The following is a 14,514-nucleotide window of genomic DNA, read 5'->3' as shown; positions in this document are numbered from 1 at the left end:
GATGCGACGCGTGCTGGTCGGTGCAGCAGCCGCCGCCGCCGGGGTACTAGTCTGGCAAGTCGGCGCCTACGCGTTCGGCGGTGCCGAAGCGGCCGTCGTCATCGCCGCACCGAAGATTGACGAGCCCGCCACGGGCGCTCGCAGCGAAACGGCGGTGTTCGCCGGGGGGTGCTTCTGGGGCGTGCAAGGCGTGTTCCAGCACGTGAAGGGCGTGACGAGGGCCGTGTCCGGCTATGCCGGCGGTACCGCGAAGACCGCCGATTACGAAACGGTCAGCAGCGGCTCGACAGGCCATGCCGAATCGGTGGAGGTGACCTTCGATCCACAGCAGGTCTCCTACGGAAAGCTGCTGCAAATTTACTTCTCCGTGGCGCACAACCCGACAGAACTGAACCGTCAGGGCCCTGACAGCGGCACGCAATATCGCTCAGCCGTGTTCCCGACGAGCGATACGCAGCGCAGCGTCGCCAACGCATACATCGCCCAGCTCGACGCCTCGCACGCCTACAGCAAGCCCATCGTGACCAAGGTCGAGAAGTACACGGGGTTTTTTGCTGCCGAGACCTATCATCAGGACTTCCTGACCGAGCATCCGACGTATCCGTACATCGTCATCAACGATCTGCCGAAGGTGAACGACCTCAAACGTCTCTTCCCCTCACTGTATCGCGACACGCCGGTGCTCGTGAAGGCGGCGTCCACCAAGTAGCATCGCTGCGGCAAGGGCGACGGGCGTTGTCACGCGCCCCGCTCTGCCCCCGCCGCACATCGTTACCGATTCTCTGCGAGCTTGTACACGCGCAACCGGTGTCCATCGAGGTCGGATGCCACGAACGTGCGACCGAAGTCCATGGTCGTTGGCGCCTGCACGATGGTGATGCCCCGGGCGCTCCAGTCTTCCCACGTGGCATCGACGTGTGCGTTGGACGCCACCGGCATCACAATTTCGCTGCCGCCCGGCGGGGCGATCACCGTCGGCGCCACGGCAAAGCGCGCCCACAGTCCGAGCTTCATTCCCGAGGGGAATTCGAACAGCGCAAACCCGGGCGACGCTTCGACCGGTTCCAGGTCGAACAGATCGGCGTAAAACGCCGCACTCTCGGGGGGACTCGCAACATACAGATTGACCATGTTCGGATGCAGCATGACTAGCTCCTAGCGCTTGTTATGAATGACACATCGCCTCGTCGGCCGCCGAACTTCCGGGGCCGCCGCGCGCTGTCATGGGTGCCATCGTACGAAGGGATGCTGTCAGTTTTTGTCAGCAGTCGAACGCCTATTTGAACGGAGTGCCAACGGTCGGAAATCGCTATCTGTCAATCGTTTCGCGCCACGTCTTGAGCAACGCGCGCCGCCCGCGCGGGTAGCGCGTTCCGGTCACGGTCATCGCTTCGATGCGATCCGCGCGGAAATGGCGGAAGCCGTCACGTAGTTCGCACCACGCGACGATCATGCGAACCCGCTCGAAGAAGCCGAGTGCGAACGGCCAGATGACGCGCTCGGACACACGACCGGCCTCATCACGGTAGGACAAGTGGAGTTTGCGCTCGGCACGAATGGCCTCGCGAATGACGGTCAGGTCGACAATCATCGGCGGCAACGGATCGCCCGGACCGATGAGCAGTGTCGACGCCTCAAGCGAGGCGCGCAGATCCGGCGGAAGCACCGCCGCGATCTTGGCCAACGCGTTTGCCGCCGCGTCGGCCAGTGCACCGTCCGTGCGCTTGGCTACCCAGCGAGAGCCCAGCACGATGGCCTCGATCTCCTCTTCCGAGAACATCAGCGGCGGCAGCAGGAAACCGGGTTTGAGCACGTAACCCAACCCCGGTGCGCCCTCGATGTGCGCGCCCTGCGCCTGCAATACGGCAATGTCCCGGTAGAGCGTGCGCAGACTCACGCCAAGCGAGTCGGCCAGCGCCGCGCCCGCCACCGGGTAACGGTGACGGCGCAGCAACTGCATCAGGGAGAAGAGGCGTTGAGTGCGAGACATGGCGCGTCATTATGCGCCATGCGGTCCCGTGAGGTGGTGCATCAGATCACTTCTGACGCAGTTGTTTGACGATCTCGGAGTTCACGTCGCCCGCCTGCCCGCCGTATGCCACGCGCAGGTAGTTGCTCAGCTCGGCAATCTGCGCGTCGGTAAGCCGTCTGTCGAACCCGGGCATGTCCTGCATCGCCTCCAGCCCTGGGAATTTCTGCGGCTCGATGCCGTCGAGAATCGCAACGATCAGATTGCGCGGATCTTTCTGACGCACCGTCGAATTCCCCAGCATCGACACGGCAACGTGCGGCTTGCCCGTGCCATCGGCGGCGTGACACCCCGCACACACAGCGAGGTAAAGATTGCGGCCCGCCGTCAGCTTGCTCGTATCGGGATTGTCCGGTAACGGTTTCGGCGCAGGCGCGGCGTCGCCAAGCAGATACGTCGAGAGCGAACGCAGATCGTCGGGCGTGAGGTATTGCGTACTCAGGTGCACCACCGGATACATTTCGCCGAACGCCGACCCTTGCGGGGCAATTCCCGTACCGAAGAACGTTTGCAGATCCTTCACCGTCCAGCCGCGCGCGGCCAGCGCCTCGGGCGTCAGATCGGGCGCCGCAATACGGGCAAGCGCCGCGCCGCCGAGCGGCTTCGCCTTGTCGAGCTGACCGAACGTACCGCGCGGCGTGTGGCACTCCGCACAGTGCCCCAGGGCGTTTGCGAGGTAGCGTCCCCGCAGCCAGTCGGCCGACTGCCCCTTGGAGGCATCGGGCAGCGTGTCCTTCAGGAACATCCAGTCCCACACGCGCATACCGAAACGCATGTTGTACGGGAACGAGAGGTCGTGCTTGCGGTTGGGCACCGCGATCGGTTTCACCGACATCAGGTACGCGTAGATGGCGTCGCTGTCCGCACGGGTCATCTGGCGATAGGACGTGTACGGCATGGCCGGGTACAGCGCCTTGTCCGGCGCGACACCGTCATGCAGTGCGCGATAGAAGTCGTCAGCCGTCCAGCCACCGATGCCGTTCGTCTTGTCCGGCGTGATGTTCGTGCCGTAGAACGTGCCAAACGGCGATTTGAGCGGCACACCGCCCGCAAACGGCGCGCCCGCTGCACTCGTATGACAGGCCGCGCAATCGGCCGCGCGCGCCAGATACTTGCCGCGAGCGATCTGTTCGGACGACGCATTCGCCGCCGGTGCGGGAGATGCAGACGTCGCGGCCGCTGCCGCACCGCTGGCCGCCGACGCCGTGGCGCCCGGCGCTTCTGCGGCCATCGCGCTCGTGACAAGCGACGGCACCATCGACGTCTTTGGCTTCGGCGCCTGCGCTGGCTCCGGAGGCTTGGGCACCGTGGCGTCGTTGCATGCCGCAACGAGCAGCACAGCGGCGACCCACGCCGCGCGCGCACTCCATCGGGTGACGCGATTCAGGCTCATGGCATATCCCTTCATTTCGCGTCCTTCATTTCGCATCCTTGATGCAGCCGGGTGTCTTGAGAATGACGTCACGCACGGCCTCGTAATAGCGCACGTAACCCGTACACCGGCAGATCTGGTCGTTAAGCCCCGCAGTGATCGCGGCTTCAAGATCGGCACGGGCAACCGGATTTCGCTTGAGCCCCTCGATGAGCACCGTCGCCGCATTCACGAAGCCCGGCGTGCAGTAGCCGCACTGGAAGCTGAAGTGATCGAGAAACGCCTGCTGAATTGGCGCGAGTGTCAGCTTGCCGTCGGCGTCGCGCGCCGCGTGACCCTCCACCGTGCGCACGGTCTTGCCGTCGAAATAGTTCGCCCCGGTAATGCAAGTGCGCACTGTCTCGCAGCCGCCGTCCGCATGGTCGACGATCACCACACAAGCGTGGCAGATGCCCTGCCCGCAGCCCAGACGCGATCCCGTCAGGCCCAGCGTCTCGTGCAGGAAATCGATCATCATCAGGCCGGCGGGCACGTCCATCGGTCCGTGCGATACGCCGTTGACCTTCACCGTCACCGGGAGTGTTTCCCACGGCTTTTTGCCATTCGACGGCACTGCCGGGGCACTCGGCGCCCCCGGCGCACTCGCGGCAGCCGGTGCCGATGCGGCGCTCGCGCCGTTCATGTCCTGTCCCGCGCCGGTCGTCGCCATGGCGTCCGACGCGGCCTGCGGTGCGCTCGAAACGTCCGTCATGCCAGTACCTCCTGGATCTTCTCCGGTGTCACCGGCAAATCCGTAAATCGATGGCCAATCGCGTGCGCGAGGCCATTCACAATCGCCCCCACCACGGGAATCATCACCACTTCGGCGATCCCCTTGGGCACATCGGTCTCGGAAATCGGCGGCAGCACCTCACCCGTTTGCGTCCACACGGCGACATCGACGGCGCGCGGCAGGTGATAACGGTTGAAATTCCACGTGCCGTTGCCCGGCCCCTCTTCATAAAGCGGCAGATACTCGTGCAACGCATGGCCAATGCCCATCGCGAGGCCGCCCTGCAATTGGCCCGAGACGAGTTGCGGCGAAATCTGGTTGCCGCACTCCATGATGGAATGGTGCGTCAGCAGCTCGACCTTGCCGGTCGCCTCATGCACCGACAGCTCGACGAGCGTGCCGACGGCGCTGTAGTACGTGACGGCAGCGTTATTACGCTGCACCGGCGGGTAATACACACGCTTGCGGTCGATCGTGCGGTAGCCGGTGCCGGGCGAGGGCGCCGTAACCTGCATGCCGGCCGTTCCCGCATTGGCTGACGGCGCGCCCTTGGCGCCCGTCGCCGCAGCGCCACTGGCAGCCGCCACTGCCGGCGACGCCGATTTCGCCGGCGCGTTGGCGCTGCGATGCGCCCCCTTGGCGACGGGCGTTTGTGCCGCAGGTGTCTGCCCGGCAGCCGCCGTGTTCGCGCCGCCCTTGCCGAAGCGCAACGCAATGCCGTCGACGGGCAGGCGCTGCGTCACACCGTCGCCCAGATCCCAATCGGCTTCCGCCCACTGCCAGCGGTTGAAGACGTGTACCGTCGCCCCAGTGACCAGCCCCAGCTCATGCGCCGTTTTGGCCAGCATGGGTAACGGTAGCGCCTCGAGCCCTGCGGCCGAGAGCTTGCCTTCGACCCAGCGCGCGTCTTCTGCGCGCACCACGAGCGGTGCCGCCTGACCGCCGCCGAGTCCGCGACGCCAGATCGACAGCGCCGCCGGCCATAGCCCCTGCAAGAACAGCAACCGCGCGGCTTCGCGTGTGCTGTGCGTGAAATAGAAAGCGGAGTTCGTCGCGCTCGACGGCGACGCGTACCCCGGCGACCAACGCGGATTGGCCGCGAGCTTGTCCTGCTCTGCCTGCGACATCAGATACGGATCGCCGCTCGTCACCACCGGCAGTTCCGGCCAGTCGGTGATCGCGATATGCACGTCGGTTGCGGGCATGCCGAGCCACTTCGCCACGGCCACCGCCTGCGAGGTCGATGTGCCCGTGCCGATCTCGGCGGCCGTGTGATGCAACGAGATCTTGCCGGTCTCGTCGATCTCCACCCGCGCGAACGAGGTCTCGGCCCCCGTGCCGAAGTCCTTTTGCACGCACGCAAATCCCACACCGTAACGACGTCCCGGATGCGCGGCCTCGTACGCCGCCTTCTTCTTGTCGCGCTGCGTCCACAGCGGATGCGCCTTGGCACGGGCGAGCACTTCGTCCACCCGCACGGCCCCCGCCGGAATCGCGCCTTGCGTGTTCTTCATGCCGGAGCGCAGCGCGTTCTTGAGACGGAAATCGATGGCGTCGATACCCAGTTGGGCCGCCATCTCGTCAATCATCATTTCGGTAGCCGCCATCGACTGCAACGTGCCGTAACCACGCGCCGAGCCTGCGTCGATAGCGCGCGATGCAATCGCCACACTCGCCAGATCGCTCTGCGGGAAGTAGTAGATCGACTGTGCCGCCGTTGCCCCCACCATTGCCACCGACGGCGAGAAATTCATCCGCCCCCCGCCGTTGCACTCCATGTCGGCAGCAAACGCCTGAAGCAGACCGCTGTCCTTGTCGACCCCGATGCGATAGCGCATGGTGAACGCGTGCCGCTTGAGCGACGTCTGGAACTGTTCGTAGCGATCGTTGGCCAGCCGCACAGGCAAACCGTCGCCGTACATCGCGGCGGCCAGACCATAGAACGGCATGTTGTAGTGGTCCTTCGAGCCGTAGCCCACCGTGTAGCACGGATAGACGATCAGGCGCTTGACCGGGAAGTGGCCCTTGGCCGCCATCGCCGCCGCGTTCTCGGCAACTTCGGACGGCGATTGCGTCGGCACGACCATGTGCAATGTCTGCGTGGCGGCGTCGTACCAGCAGTTGGCGTTATCCGGCTCGAGCGCTGCCGTGTCGACCGACTGGGTGCGGTACTCGCGCGACATCACCAACCAGTTGGCAGGCGGGTGCGTGAGCGACTCGCCGATTTTGCCTGCGTACGCCATGCCTTGTTCGTCGAGCTTGCCGTGGTCATTGCCGTCGGGCCAGACAGGCAAGTGCTTACGCATCATGCTCGGGAAAATCGGCGCATCCTTCAGGCTCGAGTAGACGTCATCGTCGTAAGCCGTTTTGCCCCCCACGCGCACGTAGCGGAAACTGCCCCACGGGTCGCGCTCGAGCGGGCCTGTCACGTCACCGTAGCGAATGATTTCGTCGTGGAATTTGAGCTTGTCCTTAGCAAACCGGAAGCGCGCAAAGTCGCGATAGATCAGGATCGCGACTGCGTGCCCGAGATAGGCCGGTGTCTTGCCCGCCGGCAGCAGCATATCGTCGCCGTAGAACTCGGGGAATGCCACGCCGTCGCGTGCAAGATCGTCGGCAGTCACGACACGATCCGGTTGCAGACCGCCGTCCAGACGCGAGAGATCGAAGCCGAGGTACGGGCGGTCGGCGAGCGTCGTGCGCAGCACGAAAGCATGTGCCTGCTGCGCGGGCCAGCCCGGCATGTCACGCGAACGTACGTCGCGCGCAAAGATCTTGGCGCCGGTCACTTTGGCCGTGCCATCGATGCGGAATTTGGCTTGTCCCTTGGCGGCATCCCACGCGAGCGGCGTGAGGTTCTTGTCCTCGAAGAGCGCGGCGAATGCACGGCTGCCGAGCGGTGCGATGTACACGGAGATGCCCGCAACCACCGACGCTTTGAGGAACCCGCGACGCGACATGGCGAAGCCGGGCGCTGCATCGGGACTCTGGGGTGTTCGGGAAGACTGAGGGAATTCGGAAGCGGCATCAGGACGAGCGTCGTCGCTCGACACAGCCGCAGGTGGACAGTGTTTTCTAGGCAGGCGCGGCATAAGCGTTCCGTCCGTCTTGTTTGGGGGGACGTCTCACGATCACAAAGCTCGCGAACCACAAAACAGCACTGCAACGCTCACGGGGCCGCGACGTCGGACTTCACGTCATCGACCCACGATGCATGTTCACAATGCGTGACATTCACCTGCCGTGATGCGCTCGTGAAGTTCTATATGAACACGCTTCATGAGTGACATCGGACGTGCCAAGGCTACACGCCACCTCCAGGAATGACAAGGTTGGTCATGACGCACTGCGCGAGAATCTGCACGGCATATCACGCATTGCGCGCCACGCAGCGGGCGAGAGCGAGCGATATTCGAATGTCGTGATGTCGCCTATGCCCGATGAGAAATGCCGCTATATCTCGCGAGACATAGCGGCATCGAATTTATTGTGCAGCGCGTGTTCGCTGCACGCTCAATCGATACGCAATTCCATGCATGTGAGGTCAAGCCAGCGGCCGAATTTCGTGCCGACTTCGTTGAACGTGCCGACCACACGGAAGCCGAGTTTTTCGTGCAACCGAATCGACGGTGCGTTCTGCGCTTCGATGCTCGCGATCATCACGTGAATGTCAAGCGCACGTGCGCGGTCGATGAGTGCTCGCATGAGCGTTTCGCCGATGCCACCGCCGCGCGCATTCTTGTCCACGTAAATCGAGTGCTCGACGGTATGGCGATAGCCGTCGAATGCGCGCCAGTCACCGAACGACGCATAGCCCGCAACCGTGCCGTCGCGCTCGGCCACGATCACGGGAAAGCCTCGCGCCACACGTGCGGCCAGCCACTCGCGCCGGTTGTCGACATCGACAAGCACCTCGTTCCAGATGGCCGTGGTGTGTTCGACGGCGTCGTTGTATATGTCGCGAATGGCGAGGAGGTCGGCGTCGGTAGCGTCGCGAACGATCAGCGAGGAAGTCATTTGGGGAGTCCCGCAAGCAAAAACGCCGTAAGTGACGGCATGCACGATGCCATCTATTTTACTGGAATTTAATTTCCAGTAGACTGGACAGCATGGACATCAACGAACGCATCGCCCGCCGTGTGCGCGATCTGCGCAGCGAGCGCGGCTACTCTCTCGACACGCTGGCCGAGCGCAGCGGAGTGAGCCGCTCGAGCATCTCGCTCATCGAGCGCGCGCAGACGAGCCCGACGGCCAACGTGCTGGACAAGCTTGCCACTGCACTCGACGTCACGCTCGCTTCGTTGTTCGACGGCCCCGCACAGGATGACACACCGCCCTCGCCGCTCGCCCGCCGAGCCGATCAGCCGGTGTGGACGGACCCGGACTCGGGCTACGTGAGGCGCAACCTTTCGCCGGCACAACCGTCGCCCCTGCAATTCGTCGAAGTGCAGTTTCCAGCAGGCGAGCGTGTCGCTTACGACACCGGCGCGCGAGATAACGAAGTCTGGCAACAGATCTGGGTGATCGACGGCGCTATCGAAATTACGCTGCGCGACACCACGTGGCGGCTCGATACCGGCGATTGCCTTGCAATGCGGCTCGATCAACCGATCGGCTTCCACAACCCGACGCCGGCGAGCGCGCGCTATCTCGTCGGACTCGTGACGTTGCCGTTTGTCCCGGCAAGGAGAACACCGTGATGCCCGCTTTTTCGTCCATTGCCCTGCAACGACTCGATGGCACGCAAGCGCTTGCGGCCATCGACGCGCTTGCCGACGTTCTCATCGACTGCGTGGAAGGCGGCGCATCGGTGAGCTTCATGCTGCCGCTCACGCGTGAGCGCGCCGCCGTGTTCTGGCGCAAGGTCGCCGATAGCGTGGCACGTGGCGAACGCGCGTTGCTCGTTGCCCGTCGTCACGCCCTTGGCGAGGCGGACGATGGCGATATCGTCGGCACCGTACAACTGATTCTCGATCTGCCTGAGAACCAGCCACATCGCGCGGACGTGGCGAAGATGCTGGTCCACCGATCGGCGCGGCGGCAGGGCGTGGCACAGCGGTTGATGGCAGCCATCGACGACGTCGCACGCAACGAAGGCCGCCACGTGCTGGTGCTCGACACCGTGACCGGCGGCGACGCCGAACGGCTTTACCAGCGCAGCGGCTGGCAACGCGCAGGCGACGTGCCGAAATTCGCGCTTATGCCCGACGGCGCGTTCTGTGCGACAACGTTCTATTACAAGCACCTCTGACGCATCGCTGGAACTGGCCCGCCAGGTTAATGCAGCGCCGCCAGACCGCTGAGCAGCGCTTTATGAAACGTCGCGGGGTCCTGCATCTGCGGCGCATGGCCCAGTTCGGGGAATTCCACGAGCGTCGAGCCAGGAATGGCGGCTTGCGTCGCCTTCGCGAGCATGGGGTAATGTCCGATACGCGCCTGCACCTCCGGTGGCGAGAAGTCCTTGCCGATCGCTGTGGTGTCTTTGTCACCGATCAGCAACAGCGTGGGCACGCGAATCTGCCCCAACTCGTACACGACCGGCTGGGTGTAGATCATGTCGTAGAGCAGCGCCGAGTTCCACGCGACGATGCGCTTGCCCTGCCCGCGATACATGCCGGCCAGCATTTGCACCCACGGCTCGTAGCGATCGCTCCATTGCCCCGCGTAGTACGTCGCCTGCTCATAACGGCGAATGCCCGCCGCGGTCGTGCGTAGCTCGCGGTCGTACCACTCATCCACGCTCTTCGACGGCACGCCCAATGCCTTCCAGTCTTCGAGACCGATCGGGTTGACGAGCACGAGTTGCTGCGTCTCGTTCGGATACATCAACGCGTAGCGCGCGGCCAGCATTCCGCCCGTGGAATGCCCCACGACAGTCGCCGCCTTGATACCCAGCGAGACCAGCAACGCATGCGTGTTGTTCGCCAACTGCTGGAAGCTGTATTGATATTGGGCCGGTTTGCTCGACTTGCAGAAGCCCACCTGATCCGGCGCGATCACGCGATACCCCGCACCGGTCAGGGTGTCGATGGTCTCTTGCCACGTGGCGGCGCAGAAGTTCTTGCCGTGCAGCAGCACGACAGTTCGCCCGTTGGCCTGCGCGGGCTTCACGTCGAGATACGCCATATGCAGCGGCAGGCGCTGCGACGTGAAGTCGAATCGATTGACCGGATACGGATAGTCGAAGCCTTGCAACTCGGGACCATAGGCCGGACCGGCGTTGCTCTGGGCGTTGTCCGATGCTGCATCGGCGGCGCGCGCCGGCGTGACCATCAGGAGGGCGCCCAGAACAATGAGGGAGATGAGGCTGACGAAGGCGCCTGCGCGCAGCGTCGCAACGGCATGTTGCGATATATGGCGCATGCGCTGACTAAGCTGACTAAGCTGACTAAGCTGACTAAGCTGACTAAGCTGACTAAGCTGACTAAGCTGACTAAGCTGACTAAGCGGGCTGAGCGGGCTGAGCGGGCTGAGCGATGACGTCATGAGAGAGAAGCGTGCGGGAACACGGAAAGTGGCACAAGGCGGAATGGGACGATTGTGCCACGCGGTCTTCGCACGTGAGCGGCACGCTGCGGCGCCCTCGATATCGGGGCCGCCGGCGTGCCGTGGTCCGGCTTAGTTACCGAAGTAGGTCGTGCCGGCGCGTTGCAGGCCACCGACCGAACCGGCCGTTACCCGTGCCGCCGGCGCTGCCGGTTGGGCGCTCGGCGCGGCCTTCGGATACACGGTATCGTGTTGAACCACGAGGCCTGCCTTCTGCGCCTGAATCAATTCTTCACGAACCTGAGCGCGAGTGAGTACGCTGGTCTGGGGCACCCACGAGAATTCCGACGGACCGTCGAAAGCGTCGCTGGCAAATGCCGAACCGGCCGAAACGGCCAACATGGTGGAAATCAAGGCCGAGGTAATAAGAGTGCGCTTCATGATCTTTCTCCTGTCTATCGAGGGGGGGGGCGATGCTTAATTCATCGTCGACAGTGACAGTCTATTAGCGCGCAAATTAGCGATAAATAAGATTATTTATAATCTTTTATTTCTAATTTAGAAATAATTGGACACAAGGGGAGCGAATGCGATTTCACGTCCATCACACTCATCTCTTCCCTGGCGCGCGGTTGACGGCCCTCGGTGGGCCGACAGCGCCATCCGGTGATGTGATTCTGGAATTCAGCGATGGCGCGGGCAGCGTCGGGCAATATCGGCATTTCACCGACGGCTCACTGATATTGGATGTCGCGCCGTACCGAACGGTTGCGGGCGCACAGCTTCCGGCGAAACACTGGCAACTCATGCCCGCTGGCGAACGGGATATCTGGTGCGTAGTGAAGAAACTAGATGCCCACCTATAACCATTCTGCCAAAGTGGTTATTTGCCGAGACTGCTTCATATCTTCATCAACGCCTCCAAGCCCTCACCCGACGCATGTTTCGGCACCCGCAACGCTGAGACGGTGTGTACTCACATTTCAAGTGAATCGGCACGAACCCCGTCACGATGGGCGTTATGGTACCTTTCACGCACTTTAAACAAGCGTATAAGCAAGCACTCGCTTCGGAAACCGAAAGAATTGCGCAAAATCTGACGCCATTGATGCGTTGCACGCATGGCCGCCATCACTTTGACGTTCCGGCAATGGTTTTGAAGGCGCGGAAAGAAACTCGGTAAAATCCGCTGCGGCTTGGGGTGCGCGCTCAACGCGGCCCATGCTCGATATGCCGGGTATGGCTGCGGCATATCGCCGAAGTACACGGCGCGCGCGCCGCTCAATGGAAGACAAGCATCGGATGAAAGCGCCCAGCAACCTGATCACTGGAGAAGTGCGGACCAAAATCCGCAGCATGATTCTCGCCTCGGAACTCAGACCGGGGCAGCGCCTCATCGAAGACGACCTGATTCAGAGGCTTGGCGTTGGCCGCACGCCCGTGCGCGAAGCGTTGCTTATCTTGCAAGGCGAAGGTTTCATCGCCCGCAATCGCGGCTGGGAAGTTCAGGGCGTCGATCACCTCCAAGTCCACGCAATCTTCGAGAGCCGTGTGGCCATCGAAGCCGAAACGGCACGGCTCGCCGCGCGCAAAATTACCCCCGACGCCTGCGATGCCCTGGCCACACTCATCGAACAGATGGAGCCGGGCGGTCATTTGCCGCGTCTGGCCCTCAATCGCCTGAACACGGAATTTCACGATCTGATCGTGAAGGCCGCCGATAACGCCGTGCTGGCGCAGTTTCACGAACGCACCCAGTTTTATTACTGGGCGTTGCGCATTCCCGTCATGTTCTCTGACGAACAACTGACGGCCACCAACGCCCAGCACCGGGAATTGCTCGCCGCCCTTCGCGCACACGACGAAGAGCGGGCCGAACAAGTGGCGCGAGTCCACGTCGAGACGACGATGGGCATCGTCGAGCCCGCTCTGCCTCGCTGAACGGGCACTCGCGGGCTGCGCCACCTCAGCGCACCAGATAGCCTGCCACTCTCCAGCGGCTGTCGATGCCGAAGACCATCGTCACCATTTCATGGGCGTCGGCCTTGTTCTCGAAGGCCGTGTCGTACTGAATTACCACGTACTCACCTTCGGGCTGCCCCGGAATGGTGCGCGTAAACACCGCGTCTTTGGTCTTGCGCGACTTCACCTTACCCAGCGGCGTGCGCGCAGCTTGCAGATTCTGCGCCCAGTCCTCAGCCGAGATGGCACGCTGAAACACCGGTGCGGCCTGCTCCCAGCTTTGCTGCCCACGATTGATATCCGTGAGTCCGAGCCAAAGGTTGGCGGCTTCGAGCGCGGGGCGCACGTCGCGATTGATGTCGGCCGCCGGCGCCGTTGCGCTGCTGGCGGGGGTGGCGAAAAGCGGCGGCTGTGCCGAGCGGCGCTGCATCGGCTCCTGCTGCGCCTGCACTGGCAAGGCGCTCAGGCTGACGAACACGCCGGCGGCCAGTGCCAGTACGGGCAGCAGCAGACGGAAACGACGGAAACGACGGGGACGAGGGGGACGAAGGGGACGATGTGGCGCAAAAAACTGGGTCGTCGACATTGACGCAAACTCCTGGAAACGGAAAAGACTCACCCGGCCATTCTACTGGCGTGTAACGCGCGCAGCGGCGTACATTACAATGCACAACACATGTCCGCCTCCCCCCGTTGGTCATCGCCATGTTGACGACCTCGCTGCTCGCGATCACCTCACTGCTCAGCTTCATGATGTTGCTGATCGTGGGTTCTCTTCTGCGCTCACGCGTGGCGGGCGTTCGCGAGTGGTGCCTCGCCAACGTCCTCGTGCTGATTGCCTTGCCGCTGTTCGCCCTGCGCGGCATCGTACCCGACTTCCTGTCGATTCCCATTGCCAATATCGCGCTCGCAGGCAGCCTGCTGCTTTACTACGCCGGGTGTGCCCGCTTTCTCGGCCAGCCAACGCACTGGCGAGTGCTTGGCGCGTCGCTGGGCGTGCTCGCCGCTGCGATCCTGGTCTGGTTTTACGGCACAGACAATCCGCAAATGCGCGTGATCGTCGTCTCCGCGTTTCACGCCACGATGCTGCTGGCCACGGCCCTGCTCATCGCACGGCACATCCCGCCGCGCCGCCATTCCTATCACTATTGGCTGACGGCGAGCCTTGCGATGGTATTCGCCATCGGGCATACGGTACGCGGCGTGGTCTCCGGTTGGATGAGCGCCCCCGGTTCGGAATTGTTTGCGCCGACCGCGTTCAATGTCGCGATGCTCACGATCGGCACGATTGTCATGCCCGCCATGACGATGGGCGCAGTCATGATGATCCACGACGCGATGCTCGCGACCGCCGAAGAGGCCGCCAACCGCGACTATCTGACCGGTGCGCTGTCCCGCAAGCATTTCGACCTGCTGGCGCGTCAGGAAATGGCCCGCGCGCTGGCCCGGAGCTGGCCGCTGTCGATCGTGGTCATCGATCTCGATCACTTCAAGCAGATCAACGATACGCACGGGCATGCCGGCGGCGACACGGTGCTGCGCGAGTTCGTGAAGCTCGTGCGTGACAGCCTGCGCGAAGGCGATGTCTTGGGGCGATTGGGTGGAGAGGAATTCGCGGTGTTGCTGCCGGGCACGGACACGCCCGGCGCCATCCGCATTGCCGAACGGCTGCGTACCCAGGCGAGCCGTCATCTGGTGGCTGGTCCATTCGGCGTGTGCCATTACACGCTCAGTGGCGGCGTGGCGACGTGGCACGAGCATGAAAGCCTCGAGGCCCTGTGCATGCGGGCCGACCGCGCGCTGTATGCCGCAAAGATTTCCGGACGCAATCTCGTGCTGTCCGACGTTCTCCCGAGCGACGAGACAGCGTCCGAGGCGGGCTGAGTCAGCGCC

The 14,514-nt window shown here is 63.3% G+C and carries 14 protein-coding genes; 5 read left to right on the top strand and 9 right to left on the bottom strand.

Going from position 1 to position 14,514, the window contains the following annotated elements:
* Window position 1 precedes the first annotated feature (1 nt).
* Entirely contained in the window at window positions 2–709 is a 708-nt protein-coding gene (gene msrA / locus PBR20603_RS13185; RefSeq protein ID WP_246174656.1) for a peptide-methionine (S)-S-oxide reductase MsrA, read from the top strand.
* Window positions 710–771: 62 nt separating this feature from the next.
* On the opposite strand, the gene PBR20603_RS13180 is transcribed toward msrA, so the two are convergent.
* The 6 genes from PBR20603_RS13180 to PBR20603_RS13155 form a co-directional block, all read right to left on the bottom strand.
* A complete protein-coding gene (locus PBR20603_RS13180; RefSeq protein WP_150559985.1) occupies window positions 772–1,146 on the bottom strand; it encodes a VOC family protein in 375 nt (124 codons plus the stop codon).
* Between the two features lie 163 nt (window positions 1,147–1,309).
* The gene (locus PBR20603_RS13175; RefSeq protein WP_150559984.1) at window positions 1,310–1,990 is read right to left on the bottom strand and encodes a helix-turn-helix transcriptional regulator; all 681 of its coding nucleotides are present in this window, start codon (window positions 1,988–1,990) and stop codon (window positions 1,310–1,312) included.
* 46 nt (window positions 1,991–2,036) lie between these two features.
* The gene (locus PBR20603_RS13170; protein WP_150560152.1) at window positions 2,037–3,287 is read right to left on the bottom strand and encodes a c-type cytochrome; all 1,251 of its coding nucleotides are present in this window, start codon (window positions 3,285–3,287) and stop codon (window positions 2,037–2,039) included.
* A 160-nt stretch (window positions 3,288–3,447) separates the two neighbouring features.
* The gene (locus PBR20603_RS13165) at window positions 3,448–4,152 is read right to left on the bottom strand and encodes a (2Fe-2S)-binding protein (protein WP_150559983.1); all 705 of its coding nucleotides are present in this window, start codon (window positions 4,150–4,152) and stop codon (window positions 3,448–3,450) included.
* Window positions 4,149–7,133, bottom strand: coding sequence for a xanthine dehydrogenase family protein molybdopterin-binding subunit (locus PBR20603_RS13160; RefSeq protein ID WP_150559982.1), 2,985 nt, complete (start codon window positions 7,131–7,133; stop codon window positions 4,149–4,151). The genes PBR20603_RS13165 and PBR20603_RS13160 overlap by 4 nt, the downstream gene beginning before the upstream one ends.
* Before the next feature lie 553 nt (window positions 7,134–7,686).
* Window positions 7,687–8,190, bottom strand: coding sequence for a GNAT family N-acetyltransferase (locus PBR20603_RS13155; protein WP_150559981.1), 504 nt, complete (start codon window positions 8,188–8,190; stop codon window positions 7,687–7,689).
* 92 nt (window positions 8,191–8,282) lie between these two features.
* Between PBR20603_RS13155 and PBR20603_RS13150 the strand changes: the two genes are divergently transcribed.
* Window positions 8,283–8,873, top strand: coding sequence for a helix-turn-helix domain-containing protein (locus PBR20603_RS13150; RefSeq protein ID WP_150559980.1), 591 nt, complete (start codon window positions 8,283–8,285; stop codon window positions 8,871–8,873).
* Window positions 8,873–9,424 carry a GNAT family N-acetyltransferase gene (locus PBR20603_RS13145; RefSeq protein WP_150560151.1) on the top strand — a complete coding sequence of 184 codons (552 nt, stop codon included), beginning with the start codon at window positions 8,873–8,875 and terminating at the stop codon, window positions 9,422–9,424. The genes PBR20603_RS13150 and PBR20603_RS13145 overlap by 1 nt, the downstream gene beginning before the upstream one ends.
* 26 nt (window positions 9,425–9,450) lie before the next feature.
* Here the strand turns inward: PBR20603_RS13145 and PBR20603_RS13140 are convergent, their stop codons facing one another.
* Window positions 9,451–10,446, bottom strand: a complete 996-nt coding sequence (locus PBR20603_RS13140) for an alpha/beta fold hydrolase (protein WP_246174653.1) — start codon at window positions 10,444–10,446, stop codon at window positions 9,451–9,453.
* 345 nt (window positions 10,447–10,791) lie between these two features.
* Window positions 10,792–11,100 carry a DUF4148 domain-containing protein gene (locus tag PBR20603_RS13135; protein WP_150559978.1) on the bottom strand — a complete coding sequence of 103 codons (309 nt, stop codon included), beginning with the start codon at window positions 11,098–11,100 and terminating at the stop codon, window positions 10,792–10,794.
* An 861-nt stretch (window positions 11,101–11,961) separates the two neighbouring features.
* On the opposite strand from PBR20603_RS13135, the gene PBR20603_RS13130 reads away from it, so the two are divergent.
* Complete coding sequence (locus PBR20603_RS13130; RefSeq protein WP_174977911.1) at window positions 11,962–12,600, top strand: GntR family transcriptional regulator; 639 nt, start codon at window positions 11,962–11,964, stop codon at window positions 12,598–12,600.
* Between the two features lie 25 nt (window positions 12,601–12,625).
* On the opposite strand, the gene PBR20603_RS13125 is transcribed toward PBR20603_RS13130, so the two are convergent.
* Entirely contained in the window at window positions 12,626–13,207 is a 582-nt protein-coding gene (locus PBR20603_RS13125) for a DUF4019 domain-containing protein (protein WP_150559976.1), read from the bottom strand.
* Window positions 13,208–13,326: 119 nt separating this feature from the next.
* Here PBR20603_RS13125 and PBR20603_RS13120 point away from each other — a divergent pair, with 119 nt between their 5' ends.
* A complete protein-coding gene (locus PBR20603_RS13120; protein WP_150559975.1) occupies window positions 13,327–14,505 on the top strand; it encodes a GGDEF domain-containing protein in 1,179 nt (392 codons plus the stop codon).
* The last annotated feature ends 9 nt before the right edge of the window (window positions 14,506–14,514 follow it).

The organism is Pandoraea bronchicola (assembly GCF_902459805.1).
Lineage (GTDB): Bacteria > Pseudomonadota > Gammaproteobacteria > Burkholderiales > Burkholderiaceae > Pandoraea > Pandoraea bronchicola.
The sequence above is the reverse complement of the archived record's forward strand: the minus strand, read 5'-3'. Positions and strand labels throughout refer to the sequence as shown.